Here is a 24,892-nt window from a genome sequence, read left to right as displayed (position 1 = left end):
TTCACATCGGAGGAGGAAAAAGCATGTTGACATCGAACAACCGGCGTTCGCGCCAGCGCGGCCTGTCCTTTCTGGGACTGGTGTTTGTGATTGCCCTGGGCGTGGGCGTTGTGGCCGTGGGCGCACAATCCCTGCCGGTCTTCCTGGAGTACCAGGCCATCGTCAAGGCCGCCAACAAGGCGGCCAGCGAAGGCAATTCCGTGGCTGAAGTGAGGGCCAGCTTTGAGCGTTCCTCCGCCATCGATGACTTCACTTCAGTGAAGCCGGCTGACCTCGAAGTGACCAAAATCAACGACCGTGTGGTCGTTGGGTTCGAGTACTCACGCGAGATACACCTCGTGGGCCCCGCCTACCTGACCTATCGTTTTAAGAAGTAGACCCAATAGGTGCCTCCCTTACTGAATGCGCTGCAGTTGAGGCTGCAGCATCAATTTGCCGAGCCTGCATTGCTGCAGCGTGCCCTCACGCACCGCAGCTTCTCGGCAGACAACAACGAGCGCCTGGAATTCCTCGGTGACTCGGTGCTGAACCTTGCCATTTCCAGCCTGCTCTACCAGCGGCTCAGTTCCATGCCCGAGGGCGATCTGTCCCGCGTGCGCGCCAACCTGGTCAAGGAAGGCACGCTGCACCAGATCGCGCTGAGGCTGCAGTTGCCCGATCTGCTGCGCCTGGGCGAGGGTGAATCCAAGTCGGGCGGCAAGCAACGCCCCTCCATCCTGGCCGATGCGGTCGAGGCCCTGATCGGCGCGGTCTATCTGGATGCCGGCTACGCGGCGGGCGAGAAGGTGGTACACCATCTTTTCGAGGGCGTGGACATCAATCCCCACATGCGCGCAGCCGAAAAGGATGCGAAGACGGCCCTGCAGGAATGGTTGCAGGGACGGCGCATGAAGCTGCCGCAGTACGAGGTGGTCGCCACCACGGGAGCCGCCCACCGCCAGACCTTTGAAGTGGCCTGCGCGATTGCCGAGCTGCAATTGCAGGCCCGGGGAACGGGTGCCTCGCGCAGAGCCGCAGAGCAGACGGCTGCCACAGCCATGCTGGAACTATTGAAAGCAAGACACGCATGAACCAAGACAAACCTCCAGCGCCGGCACAGACCGCCGCCGAACTCGATGCCCTGCTGGCTGCGGCCAAGCCCGGCGCCGGCGCAGCACGCACGGCATCCGCCCCTGATGAAGCCCAGGCGCCCGAGGTGCCGACAGGCCCGCAGCGCTGCGGCCTGATCGCCATCGTCGGCAAGCCCAATGTGGGCAAGTCCACGCTGATGAATGCGCTGGTGGGCCAGAAGATCAGCATCACCTCGCGCAAGGCGCAGACCACGCGCCACCGCATCACGGGCATTCGCTCGCGTGCCGCGACGCAGTTCATCTTCGTCGATACACCGGGCTTCCAGACCAAGCACAGCACGGCGCTGAACAAGTCGCTCAACAAGACCGTGATGGGCGCCATCGGCGACGTGGACCTGATCCTGTTCGTCGTGGAAGCCGGCCAGTTCACGCTGGCCGATGCCAAGGTGCTGTCGCTGTTCAAGCCCGGCATTCCCACGCTGCTGATCGCCAACAAGCTCGATACCGTGGGCCGCCGTGCCGAGATCGCCCCCTGGCTCAAGAGCATGCAGGAGCGCCATCCGTTTGCCGAGTTCGTGCCCATGTCGGCCAAGAGCAAGGGCGACATCGAGCGCCTGTTCGGCATCTGCGAGAAGTACCTGCCCGAGCAGGACTGGATGTATGCGCCCGACGAGCTGACCGACCGCAGCGAGAAGTTCCTCGCCTCGGAAACCGTGCGCGAGAAGCTGTTCCGCTTCACGGGCGACGAGCTGCCCTACACCTCCACGGTGGTCATCGACAAGTTCGAGGAAGAGGCCAGCAAGCAGCACAAGCGCTTCATCCGCGTGGCGGCGACCATCGTGGTCGAGCGCGACGGACACAAGGCCATGATCATCGGAGAGAAGGGCGAGCGCCTCAAGCGCATCAGCACCGAGGCCCGCCAGGAGCTGGAAAAGCTCATGGATGCCAAGGTCTTCCTCGAAGTCTGGGTCAAGGTGCGCTCGGGCTGGGCCGACGACGAGGCCCGCGTGCGCTCCTTCGGCTACGAGTGAGAAACCTCCCCGCAAGGCCCTCTGTCCATGGCTAGCGCCAAGCGTGTCTCGGATGAGCCGGCCTATGTGCTGCACAGCTATGACTGGAGCGAGTCCAGCCTGATCCTCGAGGTCTTCACGCGGCACCGGGGCCGCGTGGCGCTGGCGGCCAAGGGCGTCAAGCGCCCGACCTCGAACTTTCGCCCCGTGCTGCTGCCGCTGCAGCCGCTGAGCCTGAGCTACAGCCTGGGCGGCGAGGGCAATGCCGAGATCCACACCCTCAAGGGCGCCGAGTGGGTGGGCGGCCATGTCATGCCCCAGGGCGACGCCCTGATGTCGGGCCTGTACCTCAACGAGCTGCTGATGCGCCTGCTGGCGCGAGACGATCCCTATGCGGCGCTGTTCGACATCTATGCCGGCGTGGTGCGCGTGCTGGCGGGCCAGCATGGCGATGCCATCGAGCCCGTGCTGCGCACCTTCGAGCTGCTGCTGCTGCGCGAACTGGGCCATCTGCCCGCCTTGAATGAGGAAAGCGCCACGCTGGCGCCGCTGGCCGAAGGCCGCCGCTATGCGCTGGTGGCCGAGGGCGGCCTGCGCCCGGCGCTGCAGGGCGAGCGCGCCGTGCTGGGCGCTGCGCAATGGCAGGCCATTGAAAGCGCGCTGCAGGCCCGGCAGGCCTTCAACGCCACGCTGCATGTGGTGGCTCAACCCGAGCAGGCGCTGGCCCTCAAGCCCCAACTGAGGGCGCTGCTGCAATACCATTGCGGCAGTCCCATGCTGCGCACCCGCCAGCTGATGATGGATCTGCAATCGCTATGAATCTTTCCCACGCTTCGCAGCGCACGGCGCTGTCGGTCAATGTCAACAAGGTTGCGCTGCTGCGCAACACGCGCCATCTGGGCATTCCCAGCGTGACGCGCGCCGCGCGCATCTGCCTGGAGGCCGGTGCCCAGGGCATCACCATCCATCCGCGTCCCGACCAGCGCCATATCCGCAGCGAGGATGTCTATGAACTGCAGGCGCTGATGACACAGTGGCCGCAGGCGGAGTTCAACATCGAGGGCAACCCGACGCAGAACCTCATGGACTTCATCCGCGACACGCGCCCGCACCAGGCCACCTTCGTGCCCGACAGCGAGGACCAGTTCACCAGCGACCATGGCTGGAACTTCCCGCAGGACGCCGAGCGCCTGAAGCCGCTGATTGCCGAATGCCGCCAACTCGGCGTGCGCGTCAGCCTGTTCATGGACCCCGTGCCCGCCCAGATGGCCGCTGCGCGCGCCGTGGGCGCCGACCGGGTCGAGCTGTATACCGAACCCTACGCAGCTGCCTGGGGCACGGCAGACCAGGAAGCGCAACTGCAGGCCTATGCGGCGGCGGCCCAGGCGGCTTTGGATGCCGGGCTGGGCATCAATGCCGGCCACGACCTCAGCCGTGACAACCTGGCCGCCTTCGTGGCGCGCGTGCCGGGCCTGCTCGAAGTCTCCATCGGCCATGCGCTGATCGCCGACGCGCTGGAGCTGGGCTACGCCGAAACCGTGCGCGCCTACCAGCAGTGCATAGACCAGGGCATGGCGGCGCGCGCCTGAAGCTTTCGCGGAGCGAATCCATGATCTACGGCATCGGTACCGACATCTGCGACGTGCGCCGCATCCGCGCCAGCCTGGAGCGCCATGGCGACCGTTTCGCCGAGAAGGTGCTGGCCGAGGGCGAGCTGGCCACCTGGCGTGCCCGCCGCGCGCGCTGGCCTGAGCGCGGCATCCGCTTCGTGGCCACGCGCTTTTCCGCCAAGGAGGCCTTTTCCAAGGCCATAGGCATGGGCATGGTCATGCCCATGACCTGGCGCAGCTGCGAGGTCGTCAAGCTGCCCAGTGGCCAGCCTGCCATCGTGCTGCACGGCGCGCTCAAGGAATGGTTCGAGGCGCGCAACCTGCAGGTGCACCTGTCCGTGACCGACGAGAGCGACTACGCGGCCAGCTTCTGCGTGGTCGAGCGCCGCGCCTGATACCCGGCCAGCGTGACGCTGGCTTTTTTGACTCCACAGGATTCATAGGAACTCCCGGCATGACCGAGCACGCACCCCTCATCATCGACATCGCCGGCAAGGCACTCACCGATGTGGACCGCCAGCGCCTGGCGCACCCGCTGGTCGGCGGCATCATCCTCTTTGCCCGCAACTGGGAAAGCCGCGATCAGCTGGTGCAGCTGTGCGCCGATATCAAGGCGGTCAAGCCCGATTTGCTGATCTGCGTGGACCATGAGGGCGGGCGCGTGCAGCGTTTTCGCGCTGACGGCTTCACGCACCTGCCGCCCATGCGCGCCTTCGGCCAGATGTGGATGGACGACGGCAAGGGCAGCAAGCACCGTGAAGGCAGCGGCGCCCTGGCCGCCATGAATGCCGCCACGGCGGCCGGCTATGTGCTGGGCACCGAGCTGCGTGCCTGCGGCGTGGATTTCAGCTTCACCCCGGTGCTGGACCTTGACTACGGTGCCAGCAGCGTCATCGGCGACCGCAGCTTCCACCGCGACCTGCGCGTGGTGGCCGCGCTGGCCCGCAGCCTCATGCACGGCCTGCTGCAGGCCGGCATGGGCAACTGCGGCAAGCACTTTCCCGGCCACGGCTTCGTCAAGGCCGATTCGCATGTGGACATTCCGGTCGATGGCCGCAGCCTCACCGCCATCCTGGGCGAGGACGCCGCTCCCTATCCCTGGTTGTCCAGCGTGCTCACGGCCGTGATGCCGGCCCATGTGATCTACCCCAAGGTCGACAAGCGCCCGGCCGGTTTTTCCGCCAAGTGGCTCAAGGACATCCTGCGCAGCCGCCTGCGCTACGACGGCGCCATCTTCAGCGACGACCTGAGCATGGAGGGCGCGCGCCGCATCGACGGCCAGCTCATCGGCTATACCGACGCGGCCCTGGCCGCGCTGGAGGCGGGCTGCGACATGGTGCTGCTGTGCAACCAGAGCCTGGGCCTGGGCGAGCATGTGGACGAGCTGCTGGCCGGCATGGAGGCCGCGCAGCGCAGCGGCCGCTGGCAGCCCGATGCCGACAGCGAATCGCGCCGCGTGGCCCTGCTGCCGGAGACCGTGCCCCAGCCCTGGGACGACCTCATGCGCCAGCCTGCCTATCTGCAGGCGCTGGACCTGCTGCCTTGATGAATTGAAGGACGCCGCCGCTGGCCGCTCCGAGGGCCAAGGCGGGCTTTGCAAAGGCATGAGCGTGTCGTAAAGGGCGCGTCGGCCGGTGTTTCACAGGAGAGTTTTCCCATGCGCGTTGGCGTGCTGACCGGAGGTGGCGACTGCCCCGGCCTGAATGCGGTGATCCGTGCGGTCACCAAGTCCCTGATCAACCACGGCCAGTGCGAGGTGCTGGGCATTGCCGACGGCTTCGAGGGCCTGATGCTCGACCCGCCCGGCGTCAAGCCGCTGGGCTGGGACGAGGTCTCGGGCATCCTGCATGTGGGCGGCACCATCCTGGGCACCAGCAACAGCGCCAACCCCCTGCGCGATGCGGCCACGCTGGAGCATGTGGGCCGCAATGTCCGGGCGCTGGGCCTGGACGTGGTGGTGGCCATCGGCGGCGACGGCACCATGAGCCTGGCGCATGGCCTGGCCGAACAGGTGGGGCTGACCTGCGTGGGCGTGCCCAAGACCATCGACAACGACATTGCCAATTGCGAGCGCAGCTTTGGCTTCGACACCGCCGTGGCCACGGCCACCGAGGCGCTGCGCCGCATCGAGAGCACGGCCAACAGCCACCACCGCGTGATGATCGTCGAGACCATGGGGCGCCATGCCGGATGGCTGGCGCTGGAGGCCGGCATTGCCGGTGCGGCCGACGTCATCCTGCTGCCCGAGATCGATTACGACCTGCAGGCCATCGTCGACTTCTGCCGGGGCCGCGAGCAGCGTCAGCGCTACACCATCATCTGCATCGGCGAGGGCGCCAAGGAAAGCGGCACCAGCCTCACGGTGCGCGAGCGCATCGAGCAAAGCCCCGACCCGGTCCGCCTGGGCGGTGTCGGCCATGTGCTGCGCGAGCGCCTGCAGCCCTACCTAAGGAGCGAGGTGCGCACCACGGTCCTCGGCCATGTACAGCGCGGCGGCGACCCCACGCCCTTTGACCGCGTGCTGGCCACGCAGTACGGCCACCATGCGGCGCAACTGGTGCTGTCGGGGCGCTTCGGCCGCATGGTCACGCTGCAGGGTGGCGAGATCGGCAGCGTGGAAATCTCCCGCGTGGCCAACACCCAGCGCACCGTGCCCCTGGACCACGGCCTGCTCACCATGGCGCGCGACATAGGCATTTGCCTGGGCGAGCCAGGCAAGCAGGATGCGCGGCCGGCCGCAGCCGGCAGCCACTGAGCCCGCCATGCGGCAGCAGGGGCGTCTCACCGGCTGGAAGGACGAGCAGGGCTTCGGCTTCATCGAACCCGATGGAGGCGGCGCGCAGGTCTTTGTCCATATCAAGTCCTTCACCGATCGCCGCCGCAGGCCCGAGGGCGGAGAGCGTGTCAGCTATGTGCCCAGCCGCAACGCCCAGGGGAAATGGCGCGCGCAGGATGTGGCCTTCATTGGCGAACCAAGGACCGGCCGCCCGCAGCCTGCGCGGCGAAGCCGTGCCGGCATGCCTTCGCGGCCTCAGTCACCTGTGCGAGGCCCGGTGGCGGTGGGCCTGGCCGTTGCCTTCTTCTGCGTGCTGCTGGCTGTTGCCTGGAGCGGCCGCATGCCCTGGACACTGGTCGGCCTGTATGCGGCGGCAAGCTTTGTGACCTTCATGGTCTATGGATTCGACAAGTCCGCCGCCAGGCACGACCGCTGGCGCACCAGCGAAAGCCGTCTGCACCTGCTGGCGCTGCTGTGCGGCTGGCCCGGCGCGCTGCTCGCGCAGGGGCTGCTGCGGCACAAGTCCAGCAAGGCTTCATTCCAACTGGTGTTCTGGATCACCGTGGTGCTCAACTGCGGCCTGCTGGCCTGGCTGCTGTCATCGGCAGGTGCGCCGCTGCGGGCGCTGGCGCCCGGCATCTTCTGAAAATTGAAGGAACTGGCGATGACCCATGCTGGACCACGGCCCCAAATGCCCTCCGCCAACGATGCATCGCTGCAGACCTGGCAGGCGTCTTGGGATAGCGCCTGGTCCGCACTGGGTGCCAGCGCTCCGCAGCCTGTGCTGGCCGAGCTGCTGCAAAGCTACAGCGAGCCCCAGCGCCACTACCACACGCTGCAGCACCTGGGCGAGGCCATGGGCCTGCTGCAACCGGCGCTGGGCCTGGCCGAGCACTCCGGCGAGGTGGCACTGGCGCTGTGGTTCCATGATGCCGTCTACGAAACCCAGGCCAAGGACAACGAGGCGCGCAGCGCCGACTGGGCCGCCGCCGTGCTGCGCGGACAGGGTCTGCCGGCGGAAGTGGCCGGGCGCGTGCACGGCCTGATCATGGCGACTTGCCACGCTGCACAGCCGTCCGGAATCGACGCCCAACTGCTTGTGGATGCCGACCTGGGCATTCTGGCGGCCGACCCTCTGCGGTTTGCCGAGTACGAGGTACAGGTGCGGGCCGAGTACGAATGGGTGCCCTTGCCGCTGTACCGCGCCAAGCGCCGCGAGGTGCTGCAGGGCTTCATGCAGCGCGAGGCCATCTACTGCACCGACTGGTTCCGGCAACGGCTGGAGGCGCGGGCGCGGCGCAACCTCGCGCAGGCGCTGGGTTTGTAGGCGGCGCCTGCGTCGGCGTCCTATGATCGGGGGCTGCTGCGGGCCGTGCAGGCCTGCCTCCCTCTCTTTCTTATCTTGCCCAGGCTCCGCCTGGCTCACAGGACGCGCAGATGACCACCCTTGGAACCCCTTACTCCCCCCATGCCACCAAAGTCATGCTGCTGGGCAGCGGCGAACTCGGCAAGGAAGTGCTGATCGCGCTGCAGCGCCTGGGCGTGGAGACGATCGCCGTGGACCGCTACGAGAACGCGCCCGGCCAGCAGGTGGCCCACCACGCGCGCACCATCACCATGAGCGATCCGGCCCAGCTCAAGGCCTTGATCGAGGCCGAGAAGCCCGACCTGGTCGTGCCCGAGATCGAGGCCATTGCCACGTCCATGCTCGAAGAGCTGGAAGCAGCCGGTGTGGTCACCGTGATCCCCACGGCTCGCGCCGCGCGCCTGACCATGGACCGCGAAGGCATCCGCCGCCTGGCCGCCGAGACGCTGGGCCTGGCCACCAGCCCTTATCGCTTCTGTGATTCGCAGCAGGAGCTGCAGGCCGCCATCGACGGCACGGATGGCCAGCCCGCCATCGGCTTCCCTTGCGTGGTCAAGCCCGTGATGAGCAGCTCGGGCAAGGGCCAGAGCAAGCTGGACGGCCCGGACGACGTGGCCAAGGCCTGGGACTACGCCATGGCCGGCGGCCGCGTGAGCCATGGCCGCGTGATCGTTGAGGGCTTCATCGACTTCGACTACGAAATCACCCAGCTCACGGTGCGCGCCAAGGGGCCGGACGGCCAGGTGCAGACGCATTTCTGCGATCCGATCGGCCACATCCAGCAGTCCGGCGACTATGTGGAAAGCTGGCAGCCCCATCCCATGCACCCGGCGGCGCTGCAGAAGTCGCGCGACATCGCCAAGGCGGTGACCGATGACCTGGGCGGCCTGGGCCTGTTTGGCGTGGAGCTGTTCGTCAAGGGCGAGCAGGTCTGGTTCAGCGAAGTCTCGCCGCGCCCGCACGACACGGGGCTGGTCACGCTGGCCACGCAGTGGCAAAGCGAGTTCGAGCTGCATGCGCGCGCCATTCTGGGCCTGCCCGTGGATGCCTCGCTGCGCAACCCCGGCGCCAGCGCCGTGATCTATGGCGGGCAGGATGCCGAAGGCCTGGTGTTCGACGGCGTGGACGAAGCCCTGGCCGTGCCGGGCACGGACCTGCGCCTGTTCGGCAAGCCAGAGAGCTTCGTCAAGCGCCGCATGGGCGTGGCCCTGGCACGTGCCCAGAATGTGGAGCAGGCGCGCACCAATGCCAAGCTGGCCGCCAGCAAGGTCAAGCCGCGCAAGCCCTGAGGCGTTGCTGAACGACAAAGCCGCCGTCCCTGCACCGGGCGGCGGCTTTTTTCGTGGGAAGGTGAGCTTAGTTGGTCGTGTGCATGGGAGGCTGCGATGGCTGGGCATCATGCGGCGTGGTCAGCCGGATGGCGCGCTCCTCCTCGCCATGGCTGGCATGCTCGCCATCCACACCCAGGCCGCCCTTCCAGCGCCGGACCACGCGCTGGAAGATCAGCGAGTTGGGGATCTGCAGCAGGTTGGGTGAGCCATCGGGCGCATGGGCGTCCTGCAAGGTGGTGTAGAGCATGTTGATGTCGATCACGCGGCCCTTGGCACCGGGCTTTTCAGCCGTGTCCAGCACCTCGATGTAGTCACCCAGGCGAAAGGGCCCGACGATGACGATGAGCAGGGCGCAGAACAGGTTGGACAGCACGCTCCAGGCCGCGAAGAAGGCCACGGCGCCCACGGTGGCAAAGCCGGTGAAGGCCGTCCACAGCACGGTGGCCGAGACGCCCAGACGCTCCAGTACCAGCGGTACGGTGGCGGCAATCAGAATCCAGCGGAACACGCCGCGCAGCGGCACCAGCAGCTCCGGCGGCAGGCCGTAGTGCCGGCCTGCGCGTGCGATCAGCCGGCGAACCAGGCGATTGAGCAGCCAGGCCGCACCGATGATCAGCAGGATCTGGGCACCGGGGATGATGAACTCCAGCCAATCCTGCATCCAGGTGGGCAGGTGCGCTTGAAAACGACGCATAACTTCAAACATTCAGGAAACAGGAATCCGCTTTCGGGACCCGGATGCGCAGCTCGCGCGCGCCCGGCATTGAGCTGCGATCGTAAGCGCAGGCGCAAGGCCCGGCAGTCAGGTGCGGCGCTGCTCCACCGTGTCCATCTGCATCTCGAAGCTGAAGAAGCGGTCGCGCCCCTGCGCCTTGGCCGCGTACAGTGCCTGGTCGGCGCGCATGAGCATGGCTTCGGCGCTGGTGTATTCGTCGGGAATGCAGGTGGTGATGCCGCCCGACAGCGTGAGACCCGATTCATGGGGCGAATCGGGGTGGCGTATGCGCAGCACGCGCAGCATCTGGCCCACGGCGCGCGCAAACGTCATGGCGCCCGAGCGTGGCGTGCGCGGCAGGATGAGCGCGAATTCCTCACCGCCATAGCGCGCCGCCACGTCACGGGGGCGTACGCAGACCTCGCGCAGAAGGCGTCCGATCTGTTTCAGGCATTCATCGCCATGCACGTGGCCATAGGTGTCGTTGTAGCGCTTGAAATGGTCCAGGTCGCAGAGCATCAGCGTCAGCGGCTGGCCTTCGCGGCGGGCCGAGGCGATCTCGGCATGCAGGATGCGGTCGAAGCCTCGGCGGTTGACCAGGCCCGTGAGCTGGTCGAGCTCGACCATTTCGTTGAGCTTCTGGTTGGCCTCGTGCAGCTCGGCCGACAGCGATACCAGGCGCCTGCGCATGTCCAGCAGGCGGCGCATGGCGCGCAGCTTGGCCACGAGCACGATGGGCTTGACGGGCTTGACCAGGTAGTCGTCGCCTCCGGCCTCGATGCCGCGCCACACATCCAGGTCATTGTCCAGGCCGGACAGGAAGATGACGGGCGTCCACTCGCCGGGCTCGGCCTCGCGCAGCTGGCGGGCGACCCAGTAGCCATCCTCGCCGGGCAGGCGGATGTCCAGCAGCACCAGGTCGGGGCGCTGCTCGCGGAACAGGACCAGGGCGCTGGGGCCATCGGCAGCCTCCAGCACGCGGGTCACGCCCGCGTGCAGCAGCTCGCTGACCAGGCTGGTGCGCACCGAGGCCTGGTCTTCCACGACCAGCACGCAAAAGGGCGCGGACTCGTCCGTCGGCTTGGCGAAGCGTGCTCCGCTGGGCTCGATGGCGGGAGAGTCGGCGCTGTCGGTGGGCTGGGGGGGGGGGGGGGGGGGCGGGGGCGGGGGGGGGGGGGGGCATGGCCTTCATGGTTGCGAAACCAGGAATGGATCAAGGGGCCGCGCAGTGCGCGGCGGGGGATGGCGCCAGTGTAAGTCGGGTGTCGCGTCCGTGTGCGATTGTGTGCAACGGGGCTTTTGCTAGGCCAGCGGCAGATCCGTGCGGGCGCGGCTGGCCTCGTCATGCCACTGCACAAAGGCGTCGGCAGCCGGGCAGATGCGCGGGTTGCCCAGTTGCTGCAGCAGCCTGCAGGCCGCAAAGCCCTGGGCTTTGCTGTCATAGGCAAGTGCCCACTGGCGGCGCTCCTCCTGCCGGTCTTCGGGAACGGGCCAGCTGCGCAGCGAGGTGGATAGGCCGGTCAGGCCCATGCGCCAGGGCTTGCCGGAGACACGTGCGCGAAAGCATTGCTGACGCTCGCACAGCAGGGCATAGAGCGGGTCCACCTGCAGGGCGTCGAACAGCCGCCCGACGGCCGGATCGTCCGATGCGAAATCGGCATGCGTGACGATGACGCGCAGGCCCTTGGGTGTTTCGTAGACGCGCAGGCCCCAGTCGGGGTGGCTTTGTTGGAAGGTCTGGACGCGCTCCATGGCGCGCGCGGCCGGCGAGTCCGTGGCCGCACGCTGGCGCGCCTGGCGTGCTTCCCACCAGCGCTGCACGCGCCGCATGGCCAGGAACAGCAGCAGCACGACCAGTGCCGTGGCCACCATCCGCGAATTGTTCTTGTGCGGTGCCAGCCGGGCCAGCCAGATGGCGACCGAAGCCAACAACAGCAGGGTCACGACGGGAAAGCGCACGGCGCTGGGCGGCTCGGGCAGGTCGATATCGGCGATGGCCACGCGCTCGGTGTTCAGGCAGTGGGCGCCGTAGCTGTTGCGCGTCATCACCGTGCCGTCGCGGCGCTGCAGGACTTCTTCGCGGATGGGGGTGGTGAAGCCGTCGAGCGCGTACTCGTTCTTCCATTCCATGCGGGGCTCGCCCTTTGGAAGCGCCGCATTGCGGGCGGCTTCCAGGGCCTGGCCAGCACGCTCCTGTGCGTGGGCCTGGGCGGCTTCCTGGCTGGTGTCGGACCATCCCCAGCGCTGGACAGTGATGCCGTGGGTGGGGCGGCTTTCATGCCGCAGGCGCGCCTGCGCCCAGTAGGTGGGGATGTGCATGGCGAGCCAGTATAGGGAAAAGCCGCCTGGCTCCCAAGGGAACGCAGGCGGCTTCAGTTGGCAACGCGCGCAGGCGCTGGATGCCGTGGGTTTTACTGTTCGCGGCGCAGGGCGGGGAACAGGATGACGTCGCGGATGCTGGCGCTGTCGGTCAGCAGCATCATCAGGCGGTCGATGCCGATGCCGCAGCCGCCCGTGGGGGGCATGCCGTACTCGAGGGCACGCACGAAGTCGTGGTCGAAGTACATGGCTTCGTCGTCGCCACCGTCCTTGGCCTGGACCTGGGCGTTGAAGCGCGCGGCCTGGTCCTCGGCGTCGTTGAGCTCGGAAAAACCGTTGCCGAATTCGCGGCCCGTGATGTACAGCTCGAAGCGCTCGGTGACCTCGGGGCGCTCGTCATTGGCGCGCGCCAGCGGCGAGATCTCGGTGGGGTGCTCCATGATGAAGGTGGGCTGCCAGAGCTTTTCTTCCACCACTTCCTCGAAGTACAGCACCTGCAGGCTGGCCAGGGTGCGGGCGGACAGGCGGTCCTTTTCTTCCGTCATGCCCAGCTTGCGCAGCGCATTGGTCAGCCATTCGCGGTCGGCCACCTTGTCACCGGCCTCGGTGAACTTGACGATGGCCTCGGGAATGGTCAGGCGCTGGAAGGGCTGGGACAGGTCCACGGGCTTGCCGCCGTAGGTCAGCTGCAGCGTGCCCACGGCCTTTTGCGCGGCGTCGCGCACCAGGGCCTCGGTGTAGTCCATCAGGTCGCGGTAGTTCCAGTAGGCCGCGTAGAACTCCATCATGGTGAACTCGGGGTTGTGGCGAACCGAGATGCCTTCGTTGCGGAAGTTGCGGTTGATCTCGAACACGCGCTCGAAGCCGCCGACCACCAGGCGCTTGAGGTACAGCTCGGGCGCGATGCGCAGGTACATCTCCTGGTCCAGCGCGTTGTGGTGGGTGACGAAGGGCTTGGCGTTGGCGCCGCCGGGAATGGGGTGCAGCATGGGCGTTTCCACTTCCAGGAAGCCGTGCTCCACCATGAATTCGCGGATGCCCGAGACGGCCTTGCTGCGTGCGATGAAGCGGCGGCGGGCCTGCTCGTCCATCATCAGGTCCACGTAGCGCTGGCGCACCTTCTGCTCCAGGTCGGCCATGCCGTGGAACTTGTCGGGCATGGGGCGCAGGCTCTTGGTGAGCAGGCGCAGCGTCTGCACCTTGACCGACAGCTCGCCCGTCTTGGTCTTCATCAGCGTGCCCTCGGCGCCCAGGATGTCGCCCAGGTCCCAGCGCTTGAAGGCCGCATAGACCTCCTCGCCCACGGTGTCGCGCGTGATGTACAGCTGGATGCGGCCGTGCGTGGGGCCCAGCGATCCGTCCTGGATGGTGGCAAAGCTGGCCTTGCCCATGACGCGCTTGAGCATCATGCGGCCGCCCAGGCTGACCTGCACGGCTTCGGCGTCCAACTGCTCGGCGCTCTTGTCGGCATGGGCCTGCTGCAGCGCCTCGGCGCGGTCGGCGGGCTTGAAGTCGTTGGGGAAGGCCACGCCGCCCTGTTCACGGACCTGTTCGCGCAGGGCCTTGAGTTTTTCGCGGCGCTCGGCGATGAGTTGGTTTTCGTCCTGGGGAGCGGTCTGGTCCGCTGCGGATGGGGTGTTGTGTTCGGTCATGACAATGAGCGCCAGCGCAAAACGCCGAGGGGCCGGAAAAAAGTCGGAGGAAAAAAAGCGGGAAAAGCCGAAAAAAGCCAGGCGCAAAGGGCTGGAGGGTGCAGAGGCGGCAGCAAATGCCACCGGCAAGCCCCGCAGCTGGCGGGCTGAATCCGCGATTTTAAGTTTTTTGGCGCGCTTTCGGTGCGCGGTGCTGCCAATGTGCCGGAAGCCGCTGCGGTATGACGCCGCAGTCCTGCCAATTCGTCAGTGCCCGGCGGAAGGGGAGCCGGGTGCCGGCCCCTGGGTATGGCCTATGCCGCTGCGCTCCAGCACATCGGCCACAAGCTCCAGCCGCACCAGCGGGCTGTCCAGCGCCATCAGTTGCTGCTTGATGGAGACCGGCATGGGCAGCAGCTCGGTCCAGCGGTTGGCCACCCAGCCGCAGTCGCCCATCTGTTCGGCGCTGGGCAGCCGGGCATGGTCGGCGTCTGTGGAGCGCGCGTGCAGCTGCATCAGCACCTGGGCCAGGGCCTGGGCGGTGGCGAGCAGGTGGCTGGGGATGGGCACGGCGGCATCGGCAGGCAGCATCTGCACATCGGCCACCCACAGGCCGTGGGGCAGCTGGCGGTGCTCCTGCATGCGAAAGCGCTGCGTGCCTTCGCACTGCAGGTGCAGCAGGCCGGGTTGGGGCTGCTGCAACTGGACGATGCGGGCCAGCGTGCCCACGGCGTGCAATTGCTCGGCGGCCGCGCCGGCCTTGCGCACTTCGCTGCCGGCCTGCAGCGCCACCACGCCGAAGGGAGCGCCCGTGCGCTCGCACTTGCGGATCATGTCCAGGTAGCGGACTTCAAAGACGCGAAGGCTCAGCAGGCCTTGGGGAAAGAGGACGCTGCCCAGGGGGAACAGCGGCAGGGAGTGCAGTGCGGTAGGGGCGGTCATGTGATGGGCGGGATGCGGCAGCTATCATCCCATGCTGTGCCAAGGCCGGATGGCCGTGGTCCGATCTTCCTCCCGCAGTCCTACAACGCCATGCTTTTTCAGATCGTTTCCTTTTTGCTCGACGTGGTCGTTGGCCTGTTGACCGGCGTCTGCCTGCTGCGCATGTACATGCAGGCCCAGCGCGTGCCCTTCGGCAACCCCGTGGGGCAGCTGGTGTTTGCGCTGTCCGACTGGATCGTGATGCCGCTGCGCCGCATCATCAAGCCGGCCGGGCGCTGGGACATGTCCAGCCTGATCGCCGCCTTCCTGCTGCAGATGCTGCAGTTCGTGCTGCTGTGGCTGTTGATGGGTGGGCAGTCCACCGTGGTTGCCCTGCCCTGGCTGGCGCTGTGCGGCCTGGCGCGCGTGGCGCTGTCGGGCATGGTGGGCGTGCTGCTGATCTATGCCATCTTGTCGTGGGTGCAGCCGCAGTCGCCGATGTATGGCGTGCTGCAGCGCCTGTCCGAGCCGATGCTGCGGCCCATCCGCCGTGTTGTTCCGCTGATCGGCGGTATCGATCTGTCGGCACTGGTGGCTCTGGTGCTGCTGCAGATCGCGCTGATGGTGCTGGGGTATATCCAGGGATCGGGCCTGATGCTGCTGGCCTGATTTCCCTGGTTTCCTGGACGTGAAAAAGCCGCCGCAGGCATCAACCTGCGGCGGCTTTTTTGTGTCTTCGCGAGGCTTTACTGGACCGCGTCGGCCGGCAGGCGCTGCAGCATGGCAAGCGATGCGGCGATGCGGTCGCGCAGCTCGCGGCGGTCCACGATCATGTCCACGGCGCCCTTGTCCTGCAGGAACTCGGCGCGCTGGAAGCCTTCGGGCAGCTTCACGCGCACGGTGGTCTCGATCACGCGCGGGCCGGCGAAGCCGACCAGTGTCTTGGGCTCGGCAATGACGATATCGCCGACGAAGGCAAAGCTGGCGGAGACGCCACCGAAGGTGGGATCGGTCAGCACCGAGATGTAGGGCAGGCCCTTCTTGGCCAGGCGCGTGAGCGCTGCATTGGCCTTGGCCATCTGCATCAGGCTCAGCAGGCCTTCCTGCATGCGCGCACCGCCCGTGGCGGTGAAGCAGATGAAGGGGACCTTCTGCTCGATGGCGGTCTCGACACCGCGCACGAAGCGCTCGCCGACCACGGAGCCCATGGAGCCGCCCATGAACTCGAACTCGAAGCAGGCTGCGACCACGTTGACGCTCTTGATGGCGCCGCCCATGACGACCAGGGCATCGGTCTCGCCGGTGTTCTCCAGCGCTTCCTTGAGGCGCTCGGGGTACTTGCGGCTGTCCTTGAACTTCAGGGCGTCGACGGGAATGACTTCCTGGCCGATTTCATAGCGGCCTTCGGCATCCAGGAAATGGTTCAGGCGGGCGCGGGCGCCGATGCGGTGATGGTGGCTGCAGCTGGGGCAGACGTTCTGGTTTTTCTCCAGATCGGCCTTGTAGAGCACGGTCTCGCAGCTCGGGCACTTGATCCACAGACCCTCGGGGATCTGCTGGTGGCGATCCGTGGGGTTGGTTTGCTGGATTTTGGCAGGCAGGAGTTTTTCAAGCCAGGACATGGTGTTTCCTTTTCAGGCGCAGGGCATGCGGCACCGGGCCGCATGCAAGGGCTGCATTATGCGACCTACGCGTCGAGTGCCTTGCGCACGCCGCGCAGGAAGTCGATGGTCAGGGGGACGATCTTTTCGTGGGGCTGGCCGTCCAGCATCTCGATGATGCGGCTGCCGATGACCACGGCATCGGCCACCCGGCCAATGGCCTGGGCCGTGGCCGCGTCGCGGATGCCGAAGCCCACGCCCACGGGAATACTCACATGCTCGCGGATGCGCGGCAGCATGGCTTCCACGGCCGCCGTGTCGAGCGTGCCTGCTCCGGTCACGCCCTTGAGCGAGACGTAGTAGACATAGCCGCTGGCCACGCGCGCCACCTGCTGCATGCGCTCGGTGGTGGAGGTGGGCGCCAGCAGGAAGATGAGGTCCATGTCGCGCGCACGCAGTTGCGCGGCGAATGCCTCGCACTCCTCGGGCGGGTAGTCCACGATGAGCAGGCCATCGACGCCGGCCTCGGCCGCATCGTCCACGAAGCGGTCATTGCCGTGGATCTGGTCGTAGCGCTCCACCGGGTTGGCGTAGCCCATCAGCACCACGGGCGTGGTCTGGTTCTTCTGGCGGAACTCGCGCACATAGGCCAGCACCTGCACCAGGCCCACGCCATTGGCGATGGCGCGGTCGCCTGCCTTCTGGATGGTGGGGCCGTCGGCCATGGGGTCCGAGAAGGGCACGCCCAGCTCGATCACGTCGGCGCCGGCCTCCACCATGCCGTGCATCAGCGACGGCGTGATGGCCGCGAACGGGAAGCCTGCTGTGATGTAGGGGATCAGGGCCTTGCGGCCTTCTTCCTGGAGTTTGGCGAAAGTCGTGGTGATGCGGCTCATTGAGCTGCTCCTCCCTTGACCGTGAGCCCGCGCATGGAGGGACGGTCGTAGTAATCGGCGCCCGAGAGGTCGGCCACGGTGCCGATGTCCTTGTCGCCGCGACCGGACAGGTTCACGAGGATGGACTGGTCGGCGCGCATGGTCTTGGCCAGTTGCATGGCATAGGCCACGGCATGGCTGGACTCCAGGGCGGGAATGATGCCTTCGGTGCGGCACAGATAGTGGAAGGCGTCCAGCGCCTCCTGGTCGGTGATGCCCACGTACTGGGCCCGGCCCAGTTCCTGCAGCCAGGCGTGCTCGGGACCGACGCCTGGGTAGTCGAGGCCGGCGCTGATGCTGTGCGTCTCGGTGATCTGGCCGTTCTCGTCCTGCAGGATGAAGGTGCGGTTGCCGTGCAGCACGCCGCTGCTGCCGCGCTGCAGCGAGGCCGAGTGCTTGCCGCTGTCCAGGCCTTCGCCGGCCGCCTCCACGCCGATCAGGCGTGTGTTCTCGAACGGGATGTAGGGGTGGAAGATGCCCATGGCATTGCTGCCGCCGCCCACGCAGGCGACCACGGCATCAGGCTGGCGGTCGGCGCCCAGGAATTCGGGCATCTGCGTCAGGCACTCCTCGCCGATGACCTTCTGGAAGTCGCGCACCATCGCCGGGTAGGGATGGGGGCCGGCCACGGTGCCGATGATGTAGAAGGTGTTGTCCACGTTGGCCACCCAGTCGCGCATGGCCTCGTTGAGCGCGTCCTTGAGCGTGCGGCTGCCCGACTCCACCGGCACCACGGTGGCGCCCAGCAGGCGCATGCGGTAGACGTTGGGGCTTTGGCGCTTCACGTCCTCGGCACCCATGTAGACGATGCATTCGAGGCCGTAGCGCGCGCAGATGGTGGCCGTGGCCACGCCGTGCTGGCCCGCGCCGGTCTCGGCAATGATGCGGGGCTTGCCCATGCGCCGGGCGAGCATGGCCTGGCCGATCACGTTGTTGATCTTGTGCGCGCCCGTGTGGTTGAGGTCTTCGCGCTTGAGGTAGATCTGCGCGCCGCCCATCTCGCGCGACATGCGTGCCGCGTGGTAGACGGGCGAGGGACGGCCGACGAAGTGGGCCAGCTCGGACTGGAATTCGGCAACGAATTCCGGGTCGTTCTGGTACTTGGCGTAGGCATCGCGCAGCTCGGTCAGAGCGTGTGTCAGGGTTTCGCTGGCAAAGCTGCCGCCGAAGCGGCCGAAGTGGCCGGATGCGTCAGGGTACTGGTATTCGAACATGGCTTGTCTGCAAAAGTTGGTCATCGGCCGCGCGCACGGCGGCGATGAATCGGTGTATCTTGCCGGCGTCCTTGATGCCCCTGAGGGGCTTGCCGTCGGGACCATCGGCCTCGACGCCGGAACTGACATCAACGGCCAGCGAGAGTCCTCGCGGGCGCACTTGCAAGATGCCATCGGTCACGTTTGCAGGCGTGAGTCCACCAGACAAAACGAGGTGAGAGGCGACGTTTGGTGGAAGGAGTGACCAATTGAATGCTTTTCCGCCACCACCATAGCCGTCGACATGGGCGTCGAGCAGTATGGCCTGGGCTTTCGAGTAACGCTGGGCATATTCTACGAGGTCGAAGCGCGCGGCGTCGGGACCAAGGGGAATGCGTGCGGCGCGCAGGAAGGCGCGGGTGCCGCCCGATGTGGCGGCAAGGCAGTCCTCGGGGGACTCGTCGCCGTGGAACTGCACGCAGGCGCCCGCGATGGCGGCGCAGGCAGCCATCACGTTGGCGGCGCTTTCATTGACGAACAGCAGCACCGGGGTCACGAAGGGCGGCAGGCGCCGCGCCAGTTCTGCAGCGCGCTGCACCGTCACGGCGCGCGGACTGGGGGCGTAGAGCACAAAACCCACCGCATCGGTGCCCGCAGCCACGGCGGCGTCCACGTCCTGTTCGCGGGTGAGTCCGCAGATCTTGATTCGAGTGCGCTGCATGGGGGCTGAAGAATGGGGGAGGGCTTGTCCGTTCACGGGAGCCAATCATAGGCCGGGCTGCGCGAAGGAAGGCCCCATGAAGGATCGTATACGGGGCCCAGAAAGTACAGGCCGTCGGGCGAGAAGGTGGGCGCGGCGGCATCGCGGGAACGGGCGTCCAGTACCTGCTGCATCCACTGCGGCGCATATGCGCCCTGGCCGATGGCGATCAGGCAGCCCATGATGTTGCGCACCATGTGGTGGAGGAAGGCGCTGCCTTCGAACTCGAAGCGCCAGTAGCAGCATTCCATGGCCGCGTCGCCGGGCCGCATGGAGCTGGCTGCGGCCATCTGGGCGCCATCGCCTGCCATGCGGCGGGTGATGGACAGGCGGTGCAGCGTCTTGACGGGGGACTTGGCCTGGCAGCCCGATGCGCGGAACGAGCTGAAGTCGTGCTCGCCCAGCAGGTGCCGGGCGGCGGCCTGCATGGCATCACCATCGAGCGCATGGAACACCCAGCCCACGCGCCCGGCCTCCACGCTGGGGCGCACGGGCGATTGCAGCAGCACATAGGCATAGCGCCTTGCCGTGGCACAGGCGCGCGAATGGAAGGCATCGGGCACGGGCTGGGCCCATTGCACGGCAATGTCCGGCGGCAGGAAGGTGTTGGTGCCACGGACCCAGGAGAACGGGGCCCTGTCCAGCGGCGTGTCGAAGTGGACGACCTGCATGAGGCCGTGCACGCCGGCATCGGTGCGGCCCGCGCAGAGGGTGTGCACCTCCTGAGCGGCAAAGCGGCCCAGGGCCGCTTCGAGATGGTCTTGAATGGTGTTGCCAGACAGCTGGCTTTGCCAGCCGCTGTAGCGCTGGCCGTTGTAGGCGACGCCGAGGGCTACGCGCATTGCGAGGCCTCCGGCATGGGTTGGGTGTGCATCAAGTTGTCAGTTTTCCATGGCGGCTTGCGCCACCCTGTCACGCGAAACCGGTGCGGCGCCTGGGCAGGCGCCGCCTGGCTTCAATCTATCTCGGCCAGCAGGCGCTGGGCCTTGGCTTTGAGATCGCCGTGGGCCTCGGCGATCACTTCCTCGATCAGTGTACGGGCTCCGTCACTGTCGCCGATGGCGTTGAATTCCTGGGCCAGTGCCAGCTTGGTGGCCAGCGGGTCTTCAGGAGCCGAGGGCGGGGTTGCCACGGCAGGGGCGTCGTTGCCCAGGTCCAGGGACAGGCTGCCCAGGTCGAATTCCAGCGACTCGGCCGGTTCGGGCTTGGCCTTGGCCGCCGTCTCCAGCACGCCGCCTGCCTGGGGCGTTGCCGGCGTTGGGGCGGGTGCCTCCGTGCTCAGGCCTTCCAGGTTGAACTCCATGGCGTCCAGCGACAGCAGCTCGGTCTTGGCATGGCTGTCGTCCGTGGTGGAGCTGGTCAGGGGCGAGGGCTCGGTGGCCGGGAAGCTGTCGGCCGCCTGCGTGCCGGGCATGTCCAGCGACAGCATCTCGGTCGGCTGCATGCCGTCCATGGCGTTGCTGTGGTTCAGGGCGTCCGTCAGCGAGGCGTGGGCCGTGGGCTGGAAGCCGGGCATGTCCAGCGATGCAACGGGTGGCTCGACGCGGGGCTCGATGCGAGGTGTGTCGTCCTTTGCGGAGGGCGTGGCTTCCAGCGGCGCGCGCAGCGTGGGCTCCAGCGCTGCGAAGTCCTGTTCGCTGGGCATGGGGGCCGGTGCGGGCAGGGGGCTGGCGTGCTGCGCGGGCAGGGTGGCATCGGCCAGGCCGCCGGGCAGGTCCATGTTGAGGTCCATGTCCAGGTCCATGGGCAGGGTGGCAGGGCCTTCGCGGTGCGCATCCATGTCCAGGGGGCGGCTGGCCAGCGAGGCGGCAGCCAGTCCGGCAGCAGCCGCTGCGGCGCCACCGGCAACGGCGGCACCAGACAGGGGCGCGGCGCCTGCAGGCTGGTAGAGGGCGTTTTCCGGGTCCAGGATGCGGCCCTGGTCGGCCAGGCGCTGCCAGTCCACGCCCTTGCCCTGGGTCAGGCCATGCAGGGTCTGCGCGACGGCCTCGAAGGCCTTGCGGTCATGGCGCTTGGCGTAGATGTCGGCCAGCTTCTGGTGCAGTGCGGTGCGGTTGGGGTCGGTGCGCAGCGCTTCCTTGAGGATTTCCTCTGCCTGCAGGTCGCGGCCATAGGCCAGGTAGACGTCGGCCTCGGCCACGGGGTCCACATCGCCCGCATCAAGCTGGCTGGGCGAGTAATGCATGGAGGTGCCGGACAGCTGGCTCGAAGTGCCGGTGTCCACGCGTTGGCCGCCGCTGGCGCCAAAGAAGGAGTCGGCTGCCAGCTGGCTGTCGCCAAAGGCGCTTTCGCTGGAGGCGGCGGCGGCGCGGCGGCGCTGCATGACGCGGTAGCCGCCATAGCCCAGCAGCAGGGCCAGCAGGGCAGCACCGGCCAGCGGGATGGTGGGGTCTTCCAGCAGCGTATCGATGAAGCTGGGCTCGGCGATCGGCGCGACGGGGGCGGGTGTCGGCTTGGGCTTGGGTGGCTCGGCCGGAGCGGGCGTGGCGGGCACAGCTTCTGCTGCGGGCGCTGCCGAGCCGGCTGCATTGGCTGCGGCGTCTGGAGCAGCGGTGGGCGCAGCGGCCGCAGCAGCTGCATCGGCAGGCGCTGCCGGGGCCGCGGGAGTTGTCTGGGGTGCTGCAGCTTCAGGCGCTGCAGGCACGGTCGGCGCGCCCGGCACAGCGACGCCGTTTGCCGTGCCGCTGGCTGCCGAGGCAGGTGCTGCAGCAGCACCTTCGGCGGGCTTGGTGGCGGCGGCGATCTGGCTCAGCTCGGACATGTTGCGCTGCAACTCGGCCGTGCGCGATGCCTGGTCGTCCGACTGCTTTTGCTTGGCCAGGCGCTCGTCGGCCTCCACGCCCTTGACGGCGCCCTTGGACAGGGTGAGCTTGTCGGGTGCTGCGGTGGACGGCTTGCGGTCTTCGACCTGGGCCTGGACGCTGCCCGATGCTTCACGATTGGCCGATGCCACGGGCGCGGCCGGCGCGGCGCTGGCCAGCTGGCGGCGGAACTGGTTGAAATCGCGGGACTGGGCGGCAACGATCTGGCGCGCTTCGCGCGGCGAGGTGGCCTGGGCCGTGGCTTCGTCCGGCACGGTGAGCACGGCGCCGGAGCGCATGCGGTTCACATTGCCGTTGATGAAGACCTTGGGATTGGTGCGCAGCATGGCCACCAGCATCTGGTCCAGCGAAACGCCGGCTGGCAGGTGGGCGGCGGCGATGCGGCCTGCCGTGTCCCCGGTCTTGATGCGGACTTCGGAGGCCTCGGACGGCGCGGCAGCCGCTGCGGCGCGCTCGCGGGCTGCCGGGGCGGCACGGCGCGCGGCTGCTGGCGCGGGGCGGCTTTCCTCGGTGTTGCCTGCAGCGGCTTGCGACGCAGCTTGCGATGGGGTGGGGGCTGCGCGGCGCGGCGCTGCGGCGGGCTCGGGTGCCGAGGCCTGGGCTGCAGCCGTCACGGCAGGCGGGAGCTTTTGCAGGGTGGGCGGGTCCAGCAGCAGGGTGTAGTTGCGCTGCAGGTTGCCCGAAGCCCAGCTGGCGTCGATCACCAGATCGACAAAGGGTTCGTTGACGGGCTGTGTGCTTGTGAGGCGCAGCACGGCCGAGCCATCCGCGCGGCGCTGCACGCTGACGCGCACCTGGCTGGCGGTGGCGTTGTACTCCATGCCCTGGGTGCGGAAGACGCCGGGAGAGGCCACGCCCACGCGCAGGCCTTCGGCTTCAGCGGCGGTGATCTGGGGGATTTCGACTTCGGCACGCAGGGGCTCGCCCAGGGCCGATTGCACGTTCACCCGGCCCAGAGCCAGTGCCCAGGCCTCGGAGGCGGGCAGTGCGACCGAGACGACGGCCGCAGTGGCCAGCACAGAGAGTTTCCAACGATGCATAAAGCGTCAAACCTGTGTGGATGCAATTGGGCAGGCACTATTGTTATTGTGGGAATGCCCGCGCTTGCACATGTAATTGAAATTTACCCGGGGATAGATGGCACGCCATCTACCAAGGTGCTTGGGTCGCATTGTCGGCCACGCTATAGGATCACAAGCGTCTGGTTGCCGGCGAACGCCAATAGTTGTTGTCGAACGGCAACGAGAAGAAACACAATGTATCTTTGGTGATTGTAGGCAACCACCTACAGCCAATGGACAAGAGACCTGGGCATTGTGCCCAATTGCCCAGGGCTTAAAGCCGAAAAAAGCGCCATGTCCCAGCCTGGGACATGGCGCTTTTTGTGTTGGCTCAAGCCGGCGATGCTCAGGCGGCGAGCAGGATGCGCAGCATGCGGCGCAGCGGCTCGGCGGCGCCCCACAGCAGCTGGTCACCGATCACGAAGGCCGACAGGTACTCGGGGCCCATGTTCAGCTTGCGCACGCGGCCCACGCCGACTTCCAGGCCGCCGGTGATGGCGGCAGGGGTCAGTTCCTTGACGGTGATGGCACGGTCGTTGGGAACCCACTTCACCCAGGGGTTGCCGGACTTGATGATGGCTTCCAGCTCTTCCAGGGGCAGGTCCTTCTTGAGCTTGAGGGTCAGCGCCAGGCTGTGGCAGCGCATGGCGCCGATGCGCACGCACAGGCCATCGACAGGGATGGTCTGCTCGGTGCCCAGGATCTTGTTGACCTCGGCCTGGCCCTTCCACTCTTCCTTGGACTGGCCGTTGTCCAGCTGCGCATCGATCCATGGGATCAGGCCACCGGCCAGCGGTGCGCCGAAGAATTCGGTGGGCACGTCGGTGCGGATGGTCTGGGCCACCTTGCGGTCGATGTCCAGGATGGCGGATGCGGGCGTGGCCAGTTCGTCGGCCACGGCAGCGTGCACCACTCCCATACCCTTGAGCAGTTCGCGCATGTGGTTGGCGCCGCCACCGGAGGCTGCCTGGTAGGTCATGGAGCTGACCCATTCCACGAGACCGGCCTTGAACAGGCCGCCCAGGCCCATCAGCAAGATGGAGTTGGTGCAGTTGCCGCCAATCCAGTTCTTGCCGCCCGCGGCGAGCTTGGACTGGATCAGGCCTTCATTGACGGGGTCGAGCACGATGACGGCATCGCCTTCCATGCGCAGCGACGACGCGGCATCGATCCAGTGGCCGTTCCAGCCCGAGGCGCGCAGCTGGGGGAAGACTTCCTTGGTGTAGTCGCCGCCCTGGCAGGTGATGATGATGTCGCACTTGGACAGCTCGGCAATGTCATTGGCATTGCGCAGCTCGGTGTGGGTCTTCGCCATGGCCGGGGCCTTGCCGCCGGCGTTGGAGGTGGAGAAGAACACGGGCTCGATCAGGTCGAAGTCGCCCTCTGCCTGCATGCGGTCCATCAGCACGGAGCCGACCATGCCGCGCCAGCCGACGAGGCCTACCAATTGCTTGCTCATTTTTGAAACGCCCTTTCAGTGTGAAAACAGTGCTTGATCAAGACTGTTGTCGCCCGGCTCGTCTAGGCCAGGTGAGGGCGCACGACGAACCGGGCTGGGTCAGCCTTTGATTGTCGTAATGGTTGTGGAGGTGATTGCGCGCGCAGCCACACCAGCCAGGGTGGCGGGTGCAATGTTCAGCAGGAGGAACGGGCGGGCGGCAAACATAAGAGACGTCATTCTATCGAATACGCCAGGAAAGAGAATGTCTGTTTTGATGAATATCTTCGCCGAATCGGCGAAAGCTGGACGTCTATTTTGACGTTTTGCCAT

General features: G+C 67.1%; 25 protein-coding genes. 12 read left to right on the top strand and 13 right to left on the bottom strand.

Annotation, left to right across the window (positions count from 1 at the left end):
* Positions 1-23: 23 nt before the first annotated feature.
* The 11 genes from IAE24_RS01575 (at position 24) to purT (ending at position 9,121) form a co-directional block, all read left to right on the top strand.
* On the top strand, positions 24-377 hold the full coding sequence (locus IAE24_RS01575; protein WP_199959978.1) for a DUF4845 domain-containing protein: 354 nt from the start codon (positions 24-26) through the stop codon (positions 375-377).
* Positions 378-386: 9 nt separating this feature from the next.
* Positions 387-1,070 carry a ribonuclease III gene (gene rnc, locus IAE24_RS01570; protein ID WP_199959976.1) on the top strand — a complete coding sequence of 228 codons (684 nt, stop codon included), beginning with the start codon at positions 387-389 and terminating at the stop codon, positions 1,068-1,070.
* Positions 1,067-2,101 carry a GTPase Era gene (gene era, locus IAE24_RS01565; protein ID WP_012207059.1) on the top strand — a complete coding sequence of 345 codons (1,035 nt, stop codon included), beginning with the start codon at positions 1,067-1,069 and terminating at the stop codon, positions 2,099-2,101. The genes rnc and era overlap by 4 nt, the downstream gene beginning before the upstream one ends.
* Before the next feature lie 27 nt (positions 2,102-2,128).
* Complete coding sequence (recO, locus tag IAE24_RS01560; RefSeq protein WP_012207058.1) at positions 2,129-2,899, top strand: DNA repair protein RecO; 771 nt, start codon at positions 2,129-2,131, stop codon at positions 2,897-2,899.
* Entirely contained in the window at positions 2,896-3,669 is a 774-nt protein-coding gene (locus tag IAE24_RS01555) for a pyridoxine 5'-phosphate synthase (RefSeq protein ID WP_043821481.1), read from the top strand. The genes recO and IAE24_RS01555 overlap by 4 nt, the downstream gene beginning before the upstream one ends.
* A 20-nt stretch (positions 3,670-3,689) precedes the next feature.
* Positions 3,690-4,085: a holo-ACP synthase gene (gene acpS / locus IAE24_RS01550; RefSeq protein ID WP_013801000.1), complete on the top strand. Its 396-nt coding sequence runs from the start codon at positions 3,690-3,692 to the stop codon at positions 4,083-4,085.
* Between the two features lie 59 nt (positions 4,086-4,144).
* Complete coding sequence (nagZ, locus tag IAE24_RS01545) at positions 4,145-5,236, top strand: beta-N-acetylhexosaminidase (protein ID WP_199959974.1); 1,092 nt, start codon at positions 4,145-4,147, stop codon at positions 5,234-5,236.
* A 111-nt stretch (positions 5,237-5,347) separates the two neighbouring features.
* Positions 5,348-6,445: a 6-phosphofructokinase gene (locus IAE24_RS01540; RefSeq protein ID WP_197944083.1), complete on the top strand. Its 1,098-nt coding sequence runs from the start codon at positions 5,348-5,350 to the stop codon at positions 6,443-6,445.
* 7 nt (positions 6,446-6,452) lie between these two features.
* Entirely contained in the window at positions 6,453-7,112 is a 660-nt protein-coding gene (locus IAE24_RS01535; protein WP_199959966.1) for a DUF1294 domain-containing protein, read from the top strand.
* A gap of 18 nt (positions 7,113-7,130) precedes the next feature.
* Positions 7,131-7,793 (top strand): HD domain-containing protein, encoded by a 663-nt coding sequence (locus IAE24_RS01530; protein WP_199959955.1) that lies wholly within the window; start codon positions 7,131-7,133, stop codon positions 7,791-7,793.
* A 110-nt stretch (positions 7,794-7,903) separates the two neighbouring features.
* Positions 7,904-9,121, top strand: a complete 1,218-nt coding sequence (gene purT, locus IAE24_RS01525; protein WP_199959953.1) for a formate-dependent phosphoribosylglycinamide formyltransferase — start codon at positions 7,904-7,906, stop codon at positions 9,119-9,121.
* Positions 9,122-9,188: 67 nt separating this feature from the next.
* Here purT and IAE24_RS01520 read toward each other — a convergent pair whose 3' ends face one another.
* The 5 genes from IAE24_RS01520 to IAE24_RS01500 form a co-directional block, all read right to left on the bottom strand.
* Positions 9,189-9,857 (bottom strand): mechanosensitive ion channel family protein, encoded by a 669-nt coding sequence (locus IAE24_RS01520; protein ID WP_013801006.1) that lies wholly within the window; start codon positions 9,855-9,857, stop codon positions 9,189-9,191.
* Between the two features lie 108 nt (positions 9,858-9,965).
* Complete coding sequence (locus IAE24_RS01515; RefSeq protein WP_180319604.1) at positions 9,966-10,988, bottom strand: GGDEF domain-containing response regulator; 1,023 nt, start codon at positions 10,986-10,988, stop codon at positions 9,966-9,968.
* A 192-nt stretch (positions 10,989-11,180) separates the two neighbouring features.
* Positions 11,181-12,197, bottom strand: a complete 1,017-nt coding sequence (locus IAE24_RS01510; RefSeq protein WP_199959952.1) for a hypothetical protein — start codon at positions 12,195-12,197, stop codon at positions 11,181-11,183.
* 92 nt (positions 12,198-12,289) lie between these two features.
* Positions 12,290-13,849, bottom strand: a complete 1,560-nt coding sequence (lysS, locus tag IAE24_RS01505) for a lysine--tRNA ligase (protein WP_013801009.1) — start codon at positions 13,847-13,849, stop codon at positions 12,290-12,292.
* 246 nt (positions 13,850-14,095) lie between these two features.
* Entirely contained in the window at positions 14,096-14,770 is a 675-nt protein-coding gene (locus tag IAE24_RS01500) for an LON peptidase substrate-binding domain-containing protein (protein ID WP_199959950.1), read from the bottom strand.
* A 90-nt stretch (positions 14,771-14,860) separates the two neighbouring features.
* On the opposite strand from IAE24_RS01500, the gene IAE24_RS01495 reads away from it, so the two are divergent.
* The gene (locus IAE24_RS01495) at positions 14,861-15,418 is read left to right on the top strand and encodes a YggT family protein (RefSeq protein WP_013801011.1); all 558 of its coding nucleotides are present in this window, start codon (positions 14,861-14,863) and stop codon (positions 15,416-15,418) included.
* Positions 15,419-15,495: 77 nt separating this feature from the next.
* Here the strand turns inward: IAE24_RS01495 and accD are convergent, their stop codons facing one another.
* From accD to IAE24_RS01455, 8 genes are all read right to left on the bottom strand, one after another.
* Positions 15,496-16,371, bottom strand: coding sequence for an acetyl-CoA carboxylase, carboxyltransferase subunit beta (gene accD / locus IAE24_RS01490; RefSeq protein WP_013801012.1), 876 nt, complete (start codon positions 16,369-16,371; stop codon positions 15,496-15,498).
* Positions 16,372-16,436: 65 nt separating this feature from the next.
* Positions 16,437-17,246, bottom strand: a complete 810-nt coding sequence (gene trpA / locus IAE24_RS01485; protein WP_013801013.1) for a tryptophan synthase subunit alpha — start codon at positions 17,244-17,246, stop codon at positions 16,437-16,439.
* On the bottom strand, positions 17,243-18,499 hold the full coding sequence (gene trpB / locus IAE24_RS01480) for a tryptophan synthase subunit beta (RefSeq protein ID WP_012207042.1): 1,257 nt from the start codon (positions 18,497-18,499) through the stop codon (positions 17,243-17,245). Before trpB ends, trpA begins: the two co-directional genes overlap by 4 nt.
* Positions 18,477-19,199: a phosphoribosylanthranilate isomerase gene (locus IAE24_RS01475; RefSeq protein ID WP_199959948.1), complete on the bottom strand. Its 723-nt coding sequence runs from the start codon at positions 19,197-19,199 to the stop codon at positions 18,477-18,479. The genes trpB and IAE24_RS01475 overlap by 23 nt, the downstream gene beginning before the upstream one ends.
* A gap of 32 nt (positions 19,200-19,231) precedes the next feature.
* A complete protein-coding gene (gene truA, locus IAE24_RS01470; protein WP_034396664.1) occupies positions 19,232-20,080 on the bottom strand; it encodes a tRNA pseudouridine(38-40) synthase TruA in 849 nt (282 codons plus the stop codon).
* Between the two features lie 113 nt (positions 20,081-20,193).
* The gene (locus tag IAE24_RS01465) at positions 20,194-23,100 is read right to left on the bottom strand and encodes a FimV/HubP family polar landmark protein (RefSeq protein ID WP_199959945.1); all 2,907 of its coding nucleotides are present in this window, start codon (positions 23,098-23,100) and stop codon (positions 20,194-20,196) included.
* 367 nt (positions 23,101-23,467) lie between these two features.
* On the bottom strand, positions 23,468-24,580 hold the full coding sequence (asd, locus tag IAE24_RS01460) for an aspartate-semialdehyde dehydrogenase (protein WP_013801017.1): 1,113 nt from the start codon (positions 24,578-24,580) through the stop codon (positions 23,468-23,470).
* Positions 24,581-24,679: 99 nt separating this feature from the next.
* A complete protein-coding gene (locus IAE24_RS01455) occupies positions 24,680-24,892 on the bottom strand; it encodes a hypothetical protein (RefSeq protein ID WP_199959943.1) in 213 nt (70 codons plus the stop codon).

The sequence above is a fragment of the Delftia sp. S65 genome, assembly GCF_016516495.1.
GTDB classification, from domain to species: Bacteria; Pseudomonadota; Gammaproteobacteria; order Burkholderiales; family Burkholderiaceae_C; genus Comamonas; species Comamonas acidovorans.
The sequence above is the reverse complement of the archived record's forward strand: the minus strand, read 5'-3'. Positions and strand labels throughout refer to the sequence as shown.

Coding starts and splice junctions, on each gene's coding strand:
- IAE24_RS01575 (WP_199959978.1), top strand. CDS start 24: ATGTTGACATCGAACAACCGGCGTTCGCGCCAGCGCGGCCTGTCCTTT.
- era (WP_012207059.1), top strand. CDS start 1,067: ATGAACCAAGACAAACCTCCAGCGCCGGCACAGACCGCCGCCGAACTC.
- recO (WP_012207058.1), top strand. CDS start 2,129: ATGGCTAGCGCCAAGCGTGTCTCGGATGAGCCGGCCTATGTGCTGCAC.
- IAE24_RS01555 (WP_043821481.1), top strand. CDS start 2,896: ATGAATCTTTCCCACGCTTCGCAGCGCACGGCGCTGTCGGTCAATGTC.
- acpS (WP_013801000.1), top strand. CDS start 3,690: ATGATCTACGGCATCGGTACCGACATCTGCGACGTGCGCCGCATCCGC.
- nagZ (WP_199959974.1), top strand. CDS start 4,145: ATGACCGAGCACGCACCCCTCATCATCGACATCGCCGGCAAGGCACTC.
- IAE24_RS01540 (WP_197944083.1), top strand. CDS start 5,348: ATGCGCGTTGGCGTGCTGACCGGAGGTGGCGACTGCCCCGGCCTGAAT.
- IAE24_RS01535 (WP_199959966.1), top strand. CDS start 6,453: ATGCGGCAGCAGGGGCGTCTCACCGGCTGGAAGGACGAGCAGGGCTTC.
- IAE24_RS01530 (WP_199959955.1), top strand. CDS start 7,131: ATGACCCATGCTGGACCACGGCCCCAAATGCCCTCCGCCAACGATGCA.
- purT (WP_199959953.1), top strand. CDS start 7,904: ATGACCACCCTTGGAACCCCTTACTCCCCCCATGCCACCAAAGTCATG.
- IAE24_RS01520 (WP_013801006.1), bottom strand. CDS start 9,857: ATGCGTCGTTTTCAAGCGCACCTGCCCACCTGGATGCAGGATTGGCTG.
- IAE24_RS01510 (WP_199959952.1), bottom strand. CDS start 12,197: ATGCACATCCCCACCTACTGGGCGCAGGCGCGCCTGCGGCATGAAAGC.
- lysS (WP_013801009.1), bottom strand. CDS start 13,849: ATGACCGAACACAACACCCCATCCGCAGCGGACCAGACCGCTCCCCAG.
- IAE24_RS01500 (WP_199959950.1), bottom strand. CDS start 14,770: ATGACCGCCCCTACCGCACTGCACTCCCTGCCGCTGTTCCCCCTGGGC.
- IAE24_RS01495 (WP_013801011.1), top strand. CDS start 14,861: ATGCTTTTTCAGATCGTTTCCTTTTTGCTCGACGTGGTCGTTGGCCTG.
- accD (WP_013801012.1), bottom strand. CDS start 16,371: ATGTCCTGGCTTGAAAAACTCCTGCCTGCCAAAATCCAGCAAACCAAC.
- trpA (WP_013801013.1), bottom strand. CDS start 17,246: ATGAGCCGCATCACCACGACTTTCGCCAAACTCCAGGAAGAAGGCCGC.
- trpB (WP_012207042.1), bottom strand. CDS start 18,499: ATGTTCGAATACCAGTACCCTGACGCATCCGGCCACTTCGGCCGCTTC.
- IAE24_RS01475 (WP_199959948.1), bottom strand. CDS start 19,199: ATGCAGCGCACTCGAATCAAGATCTGCGGACTCACCCGCGAACAGGAC.
- truA (WP_034396664.1), bottom strand. CDS start 20,080: ATGCGCGTAGCCCTCGGCGTCGCCTACAACGGCCAGCGCTACAGCGGC.
- IAE24_RS01465 (WP_199959945.1), bottom strand. CDS start 23,100: ATGCATCGTTGGAAACTCTCTGTGCTGGCCACTGCGGCCGTCGTCTCG.
- asd (WP_013801017.1), bottom strand. CDS start 24,580: ATGAGCAAGCAATTGGTAGGCCTCGTCGGCTGGCGCGGCATGGTCGGC.
- IAE24_RS01455 (WP_199959943.1), bottom strand. CDS start 24,892: ATGGCAAAACGTCAAAATAGACGTCCAGCTTTCGCCGATTCGGCGAAG.